General features: G+C 30.2%; 13 protein-coding genes. 6 read left to right on the forward strand and 7 right to left on the reverse strand.

What is annotated here, in order from left to right:
* The first annotated feature begins 104 nt into the window (after nt 1–104).
* A complete protein-coding gene (locus CXF68_RS17455) occupies nt 105–1265 on the forward strand; it encodes an alanine--glyoxylate aminotransferase family protein (protein ID WP_101046389.1) in 1161 nt (386 codons plus the stop codon).
* 766 nt (nt 1266–2031) lie between these two features.
* Here CXF68_RS17455 and CXF68_RS17460 read toward each other — a convergent pair.
* Both CXF68_RS17460 and CXF68_RS17465 read right to left on the reverse strand, forming a co-directional pair.
* Nucleotides 2032–2622, reverse strand: a complete 591-nt coding sequence (locus tag CXF68_RS17460; protein ID WP_232771680.1) for a hypothetical protein — start codon at nt 2620–2622, stop codon at nt 2032–2034.
* Nucleotides 2623–2883: 261 nt separating this feature from the next.
* Nucleotides 2884–3552: a hypothetical protein gene (locus CXF68_RS17465; protein WP_157821992.1), complete on the reverse strand. Its 669-nt coding sequence runs from the start codon at nt 3550–3552 to the stop codon at nt 2884–2886.
* A 374-nt stretch (nt 3553–3926) separates the two neighbouring features.
* Between CXF68_RS17465 and CXF68_RS17470 the strand changes: the two genes are divergently transcribed.
* Genes CXF68_RS17470 through CXF68_RS17480 form a run of 3 tightly spaced genes read left to right on the forward strand, consistent with a single transcriptional unit; the run spans nt 3927 to nt 5471 of the window.
* Complete coding sequence (locus CXF68_RS17470) at nt 3927–4508, forward strand: Crp/Fnr family transcriptional regulator (RefSeq protein WP_101046391.1); 582 nt, start codon at nt 3927–3929, stop codon at nt 4506–4508.
* 55 nt (nt 4509–4563) lie between these two features.
* Complete coding sequence (locus CXF68_RS17475) at nt 4564–4887, forward strand: hypothetical protein (protein ID WP_101046392.1); 324 nt, start codon at nt 4564–4566, stop codon at nt 4885–4887.
* A gap of 5 nt (nt 4888–4892) precedes the next feature.
* On the forward strand, nt 4893–5471 hold the full coding sequence (locus CXF68_RS17480; RefSeq protein ID WP_101046393.1) for an NAD(P)H-dependent oxidoreductase: 579 nt from the start codon (nt 4893–4895) through the stop codon (nt 5469–5471).
* Nucleotides 5472–5681: 210 nt separating this feature from the next.
* Here CXF68_RS17480 and CXF68_RS17485 read toward each other — a convergent pair whose 3' ends face one another.
* Nucleotides 5682–6662 carry an AraC family transcriptional regulator gene (locus tag CXF68_RS17485; RefSeq protein WP_101046394.1) on the reverse strand — a complete coding sequence of 327 codons (981 nt, stop codon included), beginning with the start codon at nt 6660–6662 and terminating at the stop codon, nt 5682–5684.
* A gap of 120 nt (nt 6663–6782) precedes the next feature.
* Here CXF68_RS17485 and CXF68_RS17490 point away from each other — a divergent pair, with 120 nt between their 5' ends.
* Nucleotides 6783–9107, forward strand: a complete 2325-nt coding sequence (locus tag CXF68_RS17490) for a TonB-dependent siderophore receptor (RefSeq protein WP_101046395.1) — start codon at nt 6783–6785, stop codon at nt 9105–9107.
* Nucleotides 9108–9175: 68 nt separating this feature from the next.
* Complete coding sequence (locus CXF68_RS17495) at nt 9176–10279, forward strand: alpha/beta hydrolase (RefSeq protein WP_101046396.1); 1104 nt, start codon at nt 9176–9178, stop codon at nt 10277–10279.
* A 119-nt stretch (nt 10280–10398) separates the two neighbouring features.
* Here the strand turns inward: CXF68_RS17495 and CXF68_RS17500 are convergent, their stop codons facing one another.
* The 4 genes from CXF68_RS17500 to leuD all read right to left on the reverse strand — a co-directional run bounded on the left by CXF68_RS17500 (nt 10399) and on the right by leuD (nt 18302).
* Complete coding sequence (locus CXF68_RS17500; protein ID WP_101046397.1) at nt 10399–11862, reverse strand: glutamate synthase subunit beta; 1464 nt, start codon at nt 11860–11862, stop codon at nt 10399–10401.
* A 4-nt stretch (nt 11863–11866) separates the two neighbouring features.
* Nucleotides 11867–16378, reverse strand: coding sequence for a glutamate synthase large subunit (gene gltB, locus CXF68_RS17505; RefSeq protein ID WP_101046398.1), 4512 nt, complete (start codon nt 16376–16378; stop codon nt 11867–11869).
* 217 nt (nt 16379–16595) lie between these two features.
* Nucleotides 16596–17711 carry a 3-isopropylmalate dehydrogenase gene (gene leuB, locus CXF68_RS17510; protein ID WP_101046399.1) on the reverse strand — a complete coding sequence of 372 codons (1116 nt, stop codon included), beginning with the start codon at nt 17709–17711 and terminating at the stop codon, nt 16596–16598.
* A 12-nt stretch (nt 17712–17723) separates the two neighbouring features.
* On the reverse strand, nt 17724–18302 hold the full coding sequence (gene leuD, locus CXF68_RS17515) for a 3-isopropylmalate dehydratase small subunit (protein ID WP_101046400.1): 579 nt from the start codon (nt 18300–18302) through the stop codon (nt 17724–17726).
* Nucleotide 18303 lies beyond the last annotated feature (1 nt).

The following is an 18303-nucleotide window of genomic DNA, read 5'->3' on the forward strand; positions in this document are numbered from 1 at the left end:
TATAGTTCTCCTCTTTTTCTATCTAAAGATATTTAATACAAACTAAAGAAACACGTTAGCAATAATTAAAAAACGAGCACAAAATATAATTTAACAACCCAAACATGAAATCAAGAAAATTATTAATGATCCCTGGCCCAATAGAATTTGAAAGTGAAGTGCTACAATGTATGGCAATACCAACTCCTAGCCATGTTGATCCTGATTTTATAGACACCTTCTCAAATAGCTTGAAACTAATGAAAGAGGTCTTTCAATGCCCATCTGGTCAAGCATTCATAGTAGCTGGAACAGGAACACTTGCTATGGACATGGCTGCGGCTAACCTCATCGAAGCTGGAGACAAAGCCCTTGTAATATCTACAGGCTACTTTGGTCTACGTTATGCTGAAATTCTAAAAAGATATGGAGCTGAAGTAGATATACTTGAAGCGGAACTTGGCGATATTGTATCTATGGAACGTATCGAACAACAACTCAAATTCAAAAGCTATAAACTTTTAACCTTTACACATGTTGACACATCAACAGCTGTGTTAAACGATGCTAAAAGTATAGGTACCTTAGGTAAAAAACACAAGGTACTGACAGTTCTTGATGGTGTTTGTTCTGTTGCAGCTGAAGAAATTAAGCAAGAAGAATGGGATATTGATGTAGTACTTACTGCCTCTCAAAAAGCAGTAGGTGTTCCTCCAGGACTCGCACTTTTAGTTGCTTCTCAAAATGCAATTAAAGCATTTGAACAGCGAACAAGTCCAGTTGCTAATTACTATGGAGATTGGACTAATTGGTTACCCGTAATGAAAGCTTATGAAGATAGAAAAGCATCTTATTTTGGTACACCCGCGGTTAATCTTGTAATAGCTTTAGAGAAAAGTCTACAGCTCATTGTAAAGGAGGGCTTAGATAATCGTTTCAACCGACACCAAAGAGCAGGCAAAGCTATCCGAGCTGCAATTGAAGCTTTAGGCTTAGGTATGCTATCAAAAAATGAACAAGTTTCTGCAAACGCATTATCAGCCCCTTTATATCCAAGTCAAATGGACCCTGCTACATTTCTACAAACAGTAAATCAAGAAGGTATAATATTAGCAGGAGGACTTTTACCAGAATTAAAAAACAATTACTTTAGAATTGGACACATGGGATCAGTAAACAAAAGCGATTTACTAGCAACAATAGGAGCAATTGAAACAGCATTGATGAACAATGGGTATTCACATGAATTAGGAATTGGAACAGCCCAAATATTAAAGCATTTCTAATTATAATAGTTAAATGATCTTTTTTACAAATACAAATACTAAAACTAATGCCAACAAAGGTAATCGTTGCACAAGTACTAAAAAAGTATAAATAATAATATAAAAGCTCCTTTTTAAGGAGTTTTTATATTTAAGAGAAGAAAGTGTTTTTCTTAATTAACAAGGAAGACAGGTGCTTATTTCGAAGCTTAAAAAAAGTTTTAAGTCATTCAGATAACAACACAATGCTCCTGCATCGTTTTTTACCTTTTTAACAATGAATTTTAAGTATTTCTTTAAATTATAAGCAACAGCGGATAAGTGCATTGCCTTATTTTGCTTGTTTTTCTTTCTGATTTATATCTCTTTAATTTAACCTTTTTATTAAATAGCTAACTTAATCGATGTATGAAACAAAATCTATCACCTCAAAAACAAACACTTGTATTCATTTATTAAGGCTACTAAGTTTTTAATTTGGCTTTAAAACGGATAAGTTAAATCAAAATATAAAAAATTGACTATGTGCTAAATCCAAAAATGTAGTATCTTTTTACACGCTACGTTTCATATACTGAGCCGAAGCTAACATTAACGAAATTAGTCCTAGTTAGTTAAATTAAATCTGTAGATAGCAAAAAAGACATGCTAAACCCTATTAAATTATTTGACATATGCAATAGTAATGGATATCGAAATCCAAAAGATACTCTAATATATCCATAAATTATGGCACTCATTAATTGTGGTAAAGTTAGAATAGGAAGTAAGAGAGTATTAGTCCAGTTTAACTCGTATTTCGAGTAATGTAACCAAGCAAAAAACAAACAAACAAACAAACGATATAATAAATACCTCTAAAATTATTACTCCAAAAGATAATCAATCCATTTTTTATTGACTTGATATTGAATATAAAATAAAGAACTATTCCTAATGAAGTTGAAACAGCAACCCTTATAAAAAAACTCTCATCTACAGAGCTAATTTTGGTGTAAAATACAATTTTGGTCAAAATATAATAGCAAAAAACACTTGATGTCAAAGCCAAATAAATGGGTTTGAATATTAATGAAAGCCTAAAAAGAGTTTCTTCAAGAAACGGTAGAATTACTACTCCTACTAACAAAAGTATAATTGGAGTAAAACGTTCAGACATATTTCCTTTTTGTATGTTTTCTGGATCATATACAACTGCAAAAAACAAAACAACAGGAATCAAGAAAAGCATTTTTAAAATCAGTAAACCAATAGTATCATAAATTTTCTGCTTTGTTGATTTTGTGCTGTTTTTCTCGTTTGTAGGATTTTTACTGAAGTTGAGAATATCTTTAAATAAAGAGAAGTAATATTTAGGTTTGATTAGTGGGTAATTCATATCAGTTATTTAATCTGAAGGCGATAAAAATAATTATTTGTTACAAGAATAACGTTGGACAACAAAGAACTGAGGTAAAACCCAAATAAGTTCTTCATTAAGTTTATACAATTTTATTCTAGGCTCAAAATGCTACTACTTCGTATTTTGAGCTTTTATTTTTTAGATAAAAACTACTTATTTAGGCAATACCAGAATGTTTTTTTCATCATAAGCCCCCCTTTCCAATTACAGAACTTTACTTTATTAGCTCACTTACAATTATTTTAATACTATTTTTTTGCTAACTTTTTTTATCTCTCCGTTTTCTTGATTTTGATAAACATCAATTTTAGAGTTTTTAATTTTAATTTTATCAACAACACTAAAAATAGTACCAAGATCACGATTCCATTTCTTTGGCAAAGAAATAATATCTCTTTTTTGGCTATCAGTATCTACAATAACGAAACTTAAGCCATCCTTATTTTTTTTATTAACTGCAATGTATAAATTCCGGTTATCAGTTTCAAAACTAGTTTGCCCTTCATATTTTGGATAATACAAAGCCTCTTCAATTAACGGTTCCTTACTATCTATGTTAAAAATCATAACATATTTACAACCCGAACCACAACCACCTACTACAGAAAAACTTTTTTCTGTAATCCATTCAACACTTGAAGATGCTCTAAGCAATCGATATTTTTCTCCACGTAAACTAACCTTATGTTTTATCTTTTTATTCCCATACTCAGCGATCAAACTTCCCCTACCCTTTTCAATTGAATAAATTTTCAAAAACTTTCCGTTTGAAACTGTATCAATCAAAGAAACAACTTCTTCCTTTTCTTTTACTTTCTCATTAATTTCTACAAAATTCAAGTTTTTATCTTTTTGATTACTCAAGAAAAAAGAAAGAATTATAAATGGTATCAGAATTTTATTCATATTATTAGTAGTTTATCTAGATATGATTTTTTAAAACTTATTATTCCGTGTTTAAAAAAGAATAAATTTAGTCTAAAATACTATCTAAACCTTAATCTACCACAAAATAAACCCAACTATTGTTTATTTTTTTCTTACACACTACAAAACATTACTTTTTTAACTATTTTAGTTTTATGAAACAAATACGCTATTCATAAGAATAATCTGTTACACACAAAGAAAAAAATGAGCTCGAACACTGATAAATTCTATAATCGATTTTCAATATTCTACCCTATAGTTGAAATATTTTTAAAACCACAAAAGCGAAAATTATTTCAAGAGATAAACAACCTACCTTTTGGTAAATTACTTGAGATAGATATATAAAAATGGATATTGAAAAAACATTAAATAAAATTGGAGAAATTTACTCTCCTTTATCAAATAAATGTAAGCAAGAACTCATTGCTAACTCTAAAATTTGCACTTTTAAAAAAGGAGAAATAATTGTTAGAGAAGGACAGTTTTCTAAAAAAGGCTACTTAATTGTAAAAGGTTGTTCAAGAGCATATTATTTAAAAGATGGTAAAGATATTTCTGATTGGTTTACTTTTGAAAACGAAATAATGGCTTCGATAGTTAGCTTTTTTAGTGAAGAACCAAGCCCACATTATATTGAATTCATTGAAGATTCTATCGTTATTGAATTTTCAAAAGACACCGTTGATAACCTCTCTAACAAACACCATGATTTTGAGCGTTTTATTAGCAAAGTTGTAACACTAACCATGTTAGGTTTATGTGAAAGATTATATACTATTCAATTTAACAAAGCAGCTGAAAGATACAAGCACTTATTAAGTATTTATCCTAAAATTACAAATAGAATTCCACTTACTCATATTGCATCCTATTTAGGAATGACACTCGAAACCCTAAGCAGAATTAGAAACCCCAAAAACCGAATTTGATTTATATCAAATGATAATTCTTCCATTAGTTTGACTTTTGTGAAAACAATAAAAAATGGAAGAAAAAAATAAACAACTCAAATCAGTATGGGGAAAGTGGTGGGAATCTATTAGAAAATGGTTTTACCCAATTTGGTTACTCTATGAGCTATCAATTAAGTTTTATAATTATTCTGAAACCACTTATTATTATTTTATAGCGCAAAACTATATCAGCGAACAAGGCTTACAGATCTTAGCTATTTTTTGTAGTGTTGCCTCCTTTATTATTTGTAATTTCTTTTTAACCCTTCCTGCTTGCTTTATTCTTTATAAATTTTTCAAAATAGAGAACTTAACAAACACTCAATTTGAAAATAAAATAAAAAAATACTTCTAAAGCAGATGAAAAAAATATTAATTATAAACGGGCACCCCGATAAAGAAAGCTTCAGCTTTGCACTTTCAGACTCTTATAAAAAAGGGGCTAAATTTTCAAATGCTAAGATAAAAGAAATTAATATCCGAGATTTAAACTTTAACCCAAACCTAGAGTTTGGATATAGAAGGCGTACAGAATTAGAACCAGATTTATTAAAAGCACAAGTTAAATTAAAATGGGCTGATCATTTAGTTTGGGTATATCCTATCTGGTGGAGTTCTGTTCCTGCAATAATGAAAGGTTTTTTAGATCGAGTTTTACTTCCTGGATTTGCTTTTACCAAAAGAGATAACTCATTATTTAGCGATGCTTGTTTTATTGGGAAAACAGCAAGAATAATTTGTACACTAGACCAACCAGCACGGTATTATAAATGGATATATGGAAACCCAAGTCATAACGCTATTAAAAAAGGAACTTTAAACTTTATTGGAGTAAAAAAAGTACGAATTACAACCATAGGACCTATAAGACTCTCTAAAGAAAAGTATAGAGAAAAGTGGTTAAAAAAGATTGAAAAACTAGGTAAAATGAACAAATAGCAACTATCATCCAGTTTTAAAACAAATTGAGAGAAAAATACTATTTTATTGAGTAGGAAAAGAGGGCTTATTTTTCCTACTCATACTTAAACATTTAAGCATTATTTTCAGAAAATTCAAAGAAACACTCGTATATTAAAAATATCTACAGTTTAAAATCAGAATAGAATTAAAAAGAAGTTTCTTAAATAAATTAAGAGAACTTCTATTTTATTTTTTCTCAAATACAATACTAGGTAGCACTTTATACGTTTTTTTAAATGCAACTGTAAAATGCTGCGGATTTCGATAACCAACATCATATGAAACTTCAGAAACAGGAATTCCTTTTTCTAACATCTTTTTAGCCTTATCCATCCGCAAAAATGTTAAGTGTTTAAAAATAGTTCTAGAATAAACTGTTTTAAAATTATTTTTTAATTTAGTTACACTTATTCCAAATTTCAAAGACAGTTCTTTTATTGTTAGTTCTTTTTTTATATTAGTTCGAATATAATTTTCAATTTCAATAATCTGTCTACTATCACTAACTTTTAATGTCTTATTTTTATAATCCTTTTCATTGGTCTTAGCCAATAACATTAATAAAAGCTCATTAATTTTTGTTCTTAGATAAGCTTCTTTTAAACCCTTTGTATACTTACAATCTATTATTTCTTCTAAATGTTTTTGCATTTCTACAGATATAGGCATACTATTTTCCCACATTTTAAACATTTTCTTATTTGAAATTGCTTTACCAAATTCAATAAGATCATCTTTAAAATCATTTCCTATTAATGTTTTTAGATACCATTCTGTAAAAACAATTTCAACTGTTTTTCTATACGTTGTATTATATGTTAAAATTCCATCTACTTTTGGTATATAAAATAAATTATAGCTACCATTAGAAATATAAACCTGATTGTTATTAGTATTTTTAGGTGTGTACAAACTCGATCCTTCAATTTCAAACTGAAGTTTAAAAAAAGGAAAATCATGAGAAACTTCAATAGAAAAAGGGGTTGTTTTAATATCTCTTAATATAATTCTTACCCCTTTTAGTTTAATTGTTTTTATTGTTCCTTTTTCATTAATGTTATTTATTTCTAGATCTTTTTCAAAAAATTTATCAACCTTAAAATCAATAGGGTATTCTTTTATCAATTTTCCTTTTCCATACATCTCTCCTCTTAATACCGACTTCATAATCTATTGCTTTTAAAACTTACTTTTTGCGTATTATTTATGACTTTTTACGTTGTCAACGAACAAAAATAAGATTTTACTTTTGCCTGAAAAAACAATTAATATTTAATCTAAATAAAAATGAATAAAAGGCAATTTATTTTAACCTTCATTATAACTTGTTTATGGTCTGCACTAGCTGTATCACAAACAGGTAACATAAAAGGACGATTATTAACAAACGATAATCAACCTGCAAAAAATGTAGCTATTTACATCAAAAACTCAAATAAAGGTACAGTATCAAATGAGAACGGGAATTATGAAATAACAAACATACCAGTTGGTCTTAAAAAAATTAATTTTTCTATTATTGGACTAAATAACAAGTCAATAGAAGTTACAATAATTGAGAATAAAACAATTACTATTGATAATATAGTATTAAATGTAAGTCAAGAAGTATTAAATGAAATAACAATTACATCAAAACGAAAAAACAAATTCAATAGAAAAGAAACAAAATATGTAGCACGACTTCCTTTAAAAAATATAGAAAACCCTCAGGTTTATTCAGTAATAACTTCTGCCTTGTTAGAAGAAATACAAGCTGTTGATGTAGAAGCTGCTTTGCTAAATGCCCCAGGTATTAATAATGTAATGAAAGGTGTTGGTTCTGGAGGAACTGGAATTAGGTTTAACATGCGTGGTTTTAGTGCTGATATTGCTATGAGAAATGGTGTTTCAACAGCATTTGTTACTGGTACTGACCCTGCGAATCTTGAACGTTTAGAGGTTATAAAAGGGCCGTCTGGTACTTTATTTGGAAATCATTTAACAAACTCATATGGTGGTGTTGTTAATCGTGTTACTAAAAAAGCACATGATAAGTTTAAAGGAACTATTACCTACAATACAGGTAGTAATAGTTTATCTCGTATTTCTGCAGATATTAACACGCCTCTTAACAAAGAAAAAACAGTTCTTTTTAGAGTTAATGCAGCAAAACATAACGAACATAGCTTTCAAGATTATGGCTTAACAAGAAATCTTTTTGTATCGCCAACATTAACTTATAAACCATATGAAAGACTTCAATTAACAATAGAAGGAGAGTTTTATAAAAATAATTCACCTAGTACTTACTTTAATATAAGTCGTTCTAAAATCACTAATATTGAAGATTTAAACTACAACTTTGATAATTCATACGGTAGTGATTATTTAAGCAGTACATCTGACTCTTACAGTATTTTTGCTGAAGCAAATTATAAAATATCTGACAATTGGGAATCACAAACAATAATATCTTCTTCTAATGTTGATAATAACGCTAATTACCTGTTTTTAGACTTCTTTAATAATAGTGAAGCTAAAAGAAGGATTATGAATATTACAAGTCAATTTTACATAACACAAATACAACAAAATATTAAAGGTCAATTTAAAGTTGGAAATGTAAATAATAAACTATTAGTAGGTATTGATAATTATCAGATAAAAACTCCCTACAGAAGAACACAATTAATATATGATAGTATTGGAGTAAATACTCCTCAACTAGATTTCAACTCTAAAAAGTATGAAGCGCTTCTAGCACAAAATGATGCCTTTAGAATTGGTCAAAGAGATCAATCTAGTTTTGGTGTATATGCCTCAAACGTTACCGAAGTTACTCAAAAACTATCAATAATGGCGAGTTTACGTGTAGATTGGTTTAATAATAAAGAAGATGAATACAAACAAACTGTTTTATCTCCAAAGTTTGGAGCTGTATACCAAATTGTAAAAGATAAAGTATCTGTTTTTGCTAATTATATGGATGGGTTTAAAAACGTTGCTCCAGAAATTACAGCAGAAGAAACGACTAAATTTAACCCAGAATATGCAACACAAATTGAAGCTGGTATAAAAAGTGAATTGTTTAATGACAAATTGAGCTTTACTTTAAGCTACTACGATATTATAATAGACAATGCCGTAAGATGGGAAAATAATAAAGGTGATTGGTCTAGAATTCAGGATGGTAAAAGAGCTAGTAAAGGATTTGAAGCAGAATTAATAGCGAACCCTTTTAAAGGATGGAATTTAATCGCTGGATATGGTTATAATGATAGTGAATATCTAGAAGGAAAAGAATCAATTATAGGAAATACTCCTTATGCTTCACCTGAAACTACTTTAAATTTTTGGACAAGCTATAAATTACCTAGAACTGTTTTAAAAGGTCTTGGTTTTGGTTTTGGTCTTAACCATACAAGTGATTCTTTTTTAAGTGATCGAAATAAGTTAACCATTCCCGGAAACACAGTTATAAACTCTTCATTATTCTATGATCATAATGACTTTAGAATAGGACTTAAGTTTAACAATATAACTAATGAAAAATATTGGGCAAATATGGGAGCCAATATACAACCACAAAGAACAAAGAATACTGTTATTACTTTTAGTTATAAATTTTAATCTTTTTTCACAAAAAACAAACTCTCTTAAAGTTAACTTAAGAGAATTTGTTTCTTAAACCACAATAAATGAAACACTTATCAGCCTTTATAATATTACTTACTATTTGTTTCTTTTCACAAACTACAATAGCGCAAGAAAAGATAGAAATAGGAACAAAACATCGTCTTTTTTCAAAAAAAATGAATGAAGAAAAAGATTACTGGGTATATCTACCTCCTAGCTATAATGATACGATTTATGCTCCTCAAAAATATCCTGTAGTTTATTTTTTAGATGGAAGTAGACATTTTCATTCGATAACAGGTATACATGATTTTTTAATTAAAGGGCCATATGGTTCATTACCTGAAATGATTATGGTAGGAATTATAAGTAAAGATAGAGCCAAAGATTATACGCCTACAAAAGTGAATAGTGGTTTAAAAAAGTTTCCTACAAGTGGAGATAATAGTAAGTTTTTAAACTTTATAGAAAGTGAGTTAAAACCAACTATTAATAAAAAATATAGAACTAGTGAGTTTTCTATTTTTATAGGTCACTCTTTTGGAGGAATCGCAGTTTTAAATGCTTTACTAGAAAAACCTGAATTATTTGATGCTTACATCTCAATAGACCCAAGTATATGGTGGGATAATGCTTATTTTTTAAAAAAAGCTAAAGAAAAATTTACTAAAGAGCTGTTTAACAAAAAGTCTCTTTATTTAGCTAGAGCAGATAATTTACTACAACCAAAAAACGACTATACAAAGTTGTACAAAAAAAATATAGCTAAACATTTAGAAAAAATTGAGAAGTTTCATTCTTTATTAAAAGAAGCTTCAAATTTAAAGTTACGATGGGGATTTAATTTTTTCAAAAATGAAGATCATGGTACTGTTTCTTTACCTGCTGAATTTAAAGGTTTACGCTTTATTTTCGAAAATTACCAAGCTCCTGTTAAATCAGTAGCTCAGAATCCAGAAATTCTAGCCTCTCAATTTAAAACACTATCAGAAAAAATAGGAACCCACATAAAACCTTCTGAAGCGAGAGTAGATTGGATAGCTAATTATTGCATTAAAAGGAAATTGAAAGAAAATGCGATAAAACTTTTAAAAATGAATGTGAAATGGTACCCTAATAGTACACATGCTAAATTAGCTTTAAATAAAGTGTTACTTTTAAAGTAGAGTTACTAATAAGACTTCTCTACAATCTGTATGAATTATAAAATCTCAAGTTAATAATCAACTTGAGATTTTTATTTTATTAGAAAATGATTCTTCAAAAAACAGGATGTTATCATTTACTAAATACTTATCAAATCACCAGTAATATCTTTAGAAGGCAATTCAGATTTTCCCATTAAATAAAGATCAACCTGTCTTGCTGCTTCCCTACCTTCAGAAATTGCCCAAACAATTAATGATTGTCCACGGCGCATATCTCCTGCAGCAAATATATTTGGAATGTTAGTTTGGTATTTTCCATATTCTGCTTTGTAATTAGAACGTGCATCTTTTTCAATACCCAACTTATCAGCCAACATACTCTCAGGACCTGTAAAACCTAAAGCTAGTAAAGCTAAGTCGCAAGGCCATGTTTTTTCTGTACCTTCAATTTCAATAAGTTGAGGTCGTTCTCCTGGAACAGTTTCCCATTTAACATTAACCGTTTTTAAAGCTATTAGTTTACCGTTTTTATCAGTTACAAACTCTTTTGTATTAATTAACCAATTTCTTTTCACACCTTCTTCGTGAGAAGATGACGTTTTTAATTGTAAAGGCCAATATGGCCATGGAGTAGTTGGTGAACGAAGACCTGGAGGTTTAGGCATAATCTCAAAATTTATTACCGATTTTGCTCCCTGTCTATTTGATGTTCCAATACAATCTGAACCTGTATCTCCCCCTCCAATAACTATTACATCTTTATCTGTAGCCATTATTTGATTTTTCACCTCTTTACCAAACAATACTTTTGTTTGTTGTGTTAAAAAATCCATTGCCTGTACAACACCATTGGCATTTATACCTGGCGTAGGTAAACTACGTCTTTCTGTAGCACCTCCACATAAAACAATAGCATCAAAAGCTTTCAACTCTTTTACTTCATAATTTACACCAACGTTTACATTGGTTTTAAATATAATTCCTTCAGCTTCTAAAATTGCTACACGACGATTAATGATACCTTTTTCTAATTTGAAATTAGGAATTCCATAACGTAATAAACCACCTACCTCATCGTCTCTTTCAAAAACAGTGACTATATGACCCGTTCTATTTAATTGTTGAGCAGTTGCTAAACCAGCAGGTCCAGAACCAATAACAGCAATTATTTTCCCTGTTCTTGCTTTTGGAGGTTGCGGCTTAATCCACCCTTCTTTAAAAGCACGCTCTACAATGTTTTTTTCAATATTTTCTATAGAAATTGGATCTTCAATAATACCTAATACACATGATTTTTCACATGGAGCGGGACATAAACGTCCCGTAAATTCCGGAAAATTATTTGTAGAATGTAATAACCATGAGGCTTTTTTCCACTCTCCTTGATGTATCATATGATTGAAATCTGGAATTAGATTACCTAACGGACAACTACTATGACAAAAAGGAATCCCACAATCCATACAACGAGAACCTTGTTTTTCTAAATTTTTTTCTGAAAGAGAAACTGTAAATTCTTTATAATTTTTTACACGATCTTTTACATAAGTATATGTTTCATCTTGTCTTTCAAATTCTTTAAATCCTGTTACTTTTCCCATGACATTATGCTATTGTTAATTCTTCAAACATTGGTTCTTCTGTTTCTAAACGTTTTAAAGCTCGTTTATATTCAATTGGCATTACTCTTACGAAGTTTTTTAAACTGGTATCCCAATCAGCTAACAATCTTGTTGCTTTTTTACTTCCCGTATATAAAACATGCTTTTCTATTATTAACTTTAGTTCTACAGCATCTTCATTTGAAATATCTTCAAACTCTATTGTTTCTGTATTACAAAGACCATTTATAAATTTATCTTCTATATCATAAACGTAGGCTATTCCTCCACTCATACCTGCTGCAAAATTCCTCCCTGTTTTTCCTAAAACAACAACTTTACCTCCAGTCATATATTCACAACAATGATCTCCAACACCTTCTACAACAGTCGTAGCTCCAGAATTACGAACAGCAAAACGCTCCCCTGCAATTCCATTAATATATGCCTGACCTGCTACTGCTCCGAACAAACAAACGTTACCTATAATAATATTCTGTTCCGCGATAAAATCTGCCTTATCAGGTTTTTTTACAATCAATTTTGCCCCTGACAATCCTTTTCCTAAATAATCATTGGTATTACCTTCTACTGTAAATGTTAATCCATACGCTCCAAAAGCACCAAAACTTTGTCCTGCTGAGCCAGTAAAATTAATATTTAAGGTATCTTCAGGTAAACCTAAATGTCCATAAATTTTTGAAATTTCATTACTAACAATTGCTCCAACGGTACGATTTGTGTTTTTTATTGGATATGTAAGATTCATTTTTTCCTTTCTATACAAAGCTCTATGAGAATCTTTTAGTATCGTAAAGTCTAAAACATTTTTCAAGTTATGGTCTTGACCTTCTGTATTTTTAATAATCATACTCTTATAACTAGTAGGTCTATGTAAAATACTCGATAAATCTAGCCCTTTTGCTTTATAATGCTTGATTGCTTTATTTGCATTTATTTTATGAGTTTGCCCAACCATTTCGTCCAACGTTCTAAAACCTAATTGCGACATAATTTGCCTTAATTCTTCAGCGATATAATAAAAGAAGTTTATTACATGTTCTGGAGTTCCTTTAAAGTTTTTACGTAATTCTTTATCTTGAGTTGCAATACCTACAGGACAAGTATTTAAATGACATTTACGCATCATAATACACCCAGAAGCTACTAAAGGAGCTGTAGCAAAACCAAATTCTTCAGCACCTAATAGTGCCGCTATTGCAACATCTCTACCCGTTTTTAATTGACCATCACATTCTACAACTATTCTACTTCTTAAATTATTTAAAACAAGCGTTTGTTGTGCTTCTGCTAAACCAAGTTCCCACGGTAAACCTGCATGTTTTAAAGAAGTAAGTGGAGAAGCTCCCGTACCTCCATCATAACCAGAAATTAAAACAACATCTGCTTTTGCTTTTGCAACACCAGCAGCAATAGTACCAACACCAACTTCAGAAACTAGTTTTACATTAATTCTTGCTTCACGATTTGCATTTTTCAAATCGTAAATTAATTGTGCTAAATCTTCTATTGAGTAAATATCGTGATGTGGTGGTGGAGAAATTAAACCTACAAAAGGAGTTGAGTTTCTTGCGGCAGCAATCCATGGCAATACTTTTTCACCAGGTAATTGTCCTCCTTCACCAGGCTTAGCACCTTGCGCCATTTTTATTTGAATTTCTTTTGCACTTGATAAATAATGAGAAGTTACCCCAAACCTACCTGATGCGACTTGCTTAATTGCAGAATTTCTACTATCACCATTTACATCTTTTTGAAAACGTTTTCTATCTTCACCTCCTTCACCTGAATTAGATTTCCCTCCAATTCTATTCATTGCAATGGCTAAATTTTCATGGGCTTCACGAGAAATAGATCCATACGACATTGCTCCCGTTTTAAAACGTTTCACAATCTCTGTCCAAGGCTCTACTTCTTCTATAGGAATTGGATCTAAGTTATCGAACTGAAACAGTCCTCGAATAGTCATTAAACTTTCTGACTGCTCATTAATTGCTTTGGCATATATATCATAACTATCTTGATCACTTAACCTAACAGCTTGTTGCAATTTTGCTACAGTTGTTGGATTAAATAAATGACGTTCACCATTTCTTCTCCATCTATAATCTCCACCAATATTTAAACTTAAATTTTTATCTATTTGATTATTAGGATATGCTTGTTTATAACGTTGGTCTATTTCTTTTTCTATTTCATATAAACCAATACCTTCTATTCTTGAGGCGGTATATGGAAAATATTTTTCTACAAATTGAGAGTTAAATCCAACTATTTCAAAAATTTGAGAACCTCTATACGAATGTAATGTTGAGATTCCGATTTTATTCATCACTTTTAAAATTCCTTTTCCTATTGCTGTATTAAAATTATCCACAGCTTTTTGCTCATCCATTCCTACAATAAAACCTTCGTTTACTTGAGAACGAATAATTTCATTTACCATATACGGATTAATTGCACTTGCTCCATAACCAAATAAAGTTGCAAAATGATGAGGTTCTCGTGGTTCTGCCGATTCAATAATGATATCGAAAAAAGAACGTTTACGTAATCGGTTTAATTGGTGATTAACAAATGAACAGGCTAATAACGCCGGAATTGGAGCAAATTCTTGGTTTACACCTCTATCTGAGAGAATAATAATATTTGTCTTTCTTTCTAATGCTTTTTCAATTTGAATGATAATATTATCTAGAGCATCTTCTAACCCGTTAAGACCTTGTGCTTTTGGATATAAAATTTGAAGCGTTTCTGCTTTAAAACTTTCTACAGAAATGTTTCTAATTTTTTCTAAATCATCATTAGAGATAACAGGGTTTTGAATTTCTAATTTTCTACATTGTCTTTCTGTAATGCTGAAGATATTTCTATCTTTCCCTAAGTTTAAACTTATATCTGTTACAATTTTTTCACGAATTCCATCTAAAGGTGGATTTGTTACTTGTGCGAATAATTGTTTAAAATAATTTGATATTAATTGAGGCCTATCTGATAAAACAGCTAAAGGAGTATCAATTCCCATTGATCCTAAAGCTTCTTTACCCACTTGAGCCATTGGCGTAATTACCTCTTGAATATCTTCAAAAGTATAATTAAATAAGCGTTGACGGGTTTTTATATCAATAGATTCTATAGGGCAAGTTTCACTTGTATAAGGAACATCTTTTAAATGCAATCGTGTTTTATCTAACCATTGTTGATAAGGTCGTTCTGAAACAATTTTACTTTTTATCTCCTCATCCTCAATTATTCTACCTTCATTCATATCAACCAAAAACATTTTTCCTGGCTCTAATCTTCCATGTTTTTTTACATCTTCTGGAGTTACATCAACAACTCCTATTTCTGAAGACATAATTAATTTACCACTCTTAGTTACAGTATATCTTGATGGTCTTAAACCATTTCTATCTAATAAAGCACCAATATAATCTCCATCTGTAAAAGGAACAGATGCAGGCCCATCCCAAGGCTCCATAATACAACCATTGTATTCATAAAAGGCTTTTCGAGATTCAGACATGGTTTCATGTTTTTCCCAAGCCTCAGGAATCATCATCATCATAATTTCTGGCAATGACCGTTCAGTATGTGTTAACAATTCAACAACCATATCCATAGATGCTGAATCAGATTTACCTGGTAAAATTATTGGAAATAATTTATCTATTTGAGGGCCAAAAACATCACTTTTCATGATCTCTTCTCGAACTCTCATTCTACTTACATTACCTCGTAATGTATTTATCTCTCCGTTTTGACACATATGCCTAAAAGGCTGTGCTAACTCCCAAGTTGGCATTGTGTTGGTAGAAAAACGTTGATGCACTAATGCTAAACGGGTAACTAAATCTAATTCTTGTAAATCTTTATAATAAGGACCAATATCTTCTGGCATTATAATACCCTTATAGATAATGGTTGTTATAGATAAACTTGCAACGTAAAAGTATTCACTTTCAGAAATTTTAGATTTTCTAATTATATGTTCTGCTATTTTACGTGCTGCATATAGTTTTGCTTTAAAAGTAGCTTCACTTATGTTTTTTGATTTATCAATAAAAAGTTGCTCTATACTTGGTTCAGATGCTAATGCTATTTCTCCTAACTGAGAAGAATCGACAGGAACCTGTCTCCAACCCAAAATAGAAAGCCCTTGAGATACTAGCTCTTTTTCAAAAGTTGTTTTACAAAAATTGTATTGATTTAAGTTTTTGGGAAGAAAAACCATTCCAACAGCGTACTCTCTTTGTGCTGGTAGAGAAAAACTACAGACTCTTTTAAAGTAAGCATGAGGAATATCGATTAACAAACCTGCTCCATCACCTGTTTTCCCATCTGAACTAACTCCCCCTCTATGCTCTAATTTCACTAAAATCTCTAGTGCATCATGTATAATTTGATTCGTCCTTTCTCCATTCAAATTACATATAAAACCTGCACCACAATTTTCGTGTTCAAATTCTGGTAGATATAAACCTTGTTTTTTCATTTTAAATTAAATTATATTTACCAAAATACAAAATTTAATGAAAATAATTCAACAAAATAGACTAAACACGTAATTAAACGCACAAGAAACTTAATTTCATTAAATAAAACTACACATACACTAATTAATTACTCAGTAGATTATAAAAAAACACTACTATAATTTCTCTAAATGAAAAATTATAGTAGTGTTTTAAAATGTGCTATTTTACAAAGGTCTAGATAATTGTACTCTGACCTGCATGAATGTTTTGAAAGTTTAGATTACTATCTTCTTGATTGTAAATATAATCTGCAATAAAGTCTCCAACCTTACTTGTTCCAAAATTCTTATCTGAACTAATATCTTCTGTAGTTATTCCTAACTCTAATGATTTTTCAACAGCATTCTCAATCGTTAAAGCTTCTTCATTTAAACCTAGGTGCTTTAATAACATTGCAGCCGACAAAATAGATGCTAACGGATTTGCAATATTTTTTCCTTTTGCTTGTGGGAAAGAACCATGAATTGGCTCAAACAACGCATTCTCTTTACCAATAGATGACGATGCTAATAAACCTATAGATCCTCCAATAACACTAGCTTCATCAGATAATATATCTCCAAATAAATTTTCAGTAAGAATTACGTCAAACTGTTTTGGGTTTAAAATCAACTGCATTGCTGCATTATCTACAAATATAAAATTTAACGCTACATCTGGATAATTACTAGCCAAAGCAGTAACTGTTTTTCTCCATAGTCTTGAAGTTTCTAAAACGTTTGCTTTATCAACTAATGTTAGTTTTTTCCTTCTGTTTTGTGCTGCTTTAAAAGCTAGGTGTGCTATACGTTCTATTTCTTCTACAGAATAAGAGCAACCATCGAAAGCTATTTGTTTATCATCACTAAGCTCTTTAATTCCAAAGTAAATTCCGCCAGTTAATTCTCTATAAATAGTAATATCAGTTCCTTCAATAATTTCTCTTTTTAATGGAGAGTTATCTATCAATTGCTGATATGCTTTTACAGGACGTTCGTTACAAAATAAGCCCAACTCTTTTCTTAGTTTTAATAAACCTTGTTCTGGACGAACTTTTGCCGTTGGATCATTATCATATTTAGGGTCTCCAATAGCTCCAAACAAAATAGCGTCACTTTTTTTACACAAAGTAATCGTTTCATCTGGTAACGGATTACCTGTTTTATCAATAGCACAAGCGCCCATTAACGCTTCTTTAAAAATAAATGTATGATCGTATACATTGGCTACTGCTTCTAAAACTTTTTGAGCTTGTATCGTTACTTCTGGTCCAATACCGTCTCCTGGGATTACAGCTATATTAAATTTCATTTTTATATTTTTTTATAATGATGCTTCAAAAGCTTCTATTTTATCTTTTTTACTTATTAGAAAATCAATATCATCATATCCATTAATCATACATAATTTTTTATATGGATTAATTTCAAATTTACTAGTACCAATATCTGTTTTAATTACTTGCTCTTCTAAATTGATAATTATAACTGTTTGTGGTTTTTCAATTACTTTTTTAAGTAATTTTTCTAAATACTCTTTAGAAACTTGCACTGGTAAAATACCATTATTTAATGCATTTCCTTTAAAAATATCTGCAAAAAAACTACTTATAACTACTTTAAAGCCATAACCTGCTAAAGCCCATGCTGCATGTTCTCTACTCGATCCACATCCAAAATTATCACCCGCAATTAATATGCTTCCGTTATAGTTTTTATTATTTAAAATGAATTCGTTATTTATGCTTCCATCCTTATGAAAACGCCAATCTCTAAATACATTGTCTCCAAACCCTTTTTTATCTGTAGCTTTTAAAAAACGAGCAGGAATAATCTGATCTGTATCTACATTTTCAGTTGTTAATGGAACAGCTGTATCAATTAATTTTACAAATTTTTCCATC

The organism is Tenacibaculum sp. Bg11-29, assembly GCF_002836595.1.
Lineage (GTDB): Bacteria > Bacteroidota > Bacteroidia > Flavobacteriales > Flavobacteriaceae > Polaribacter.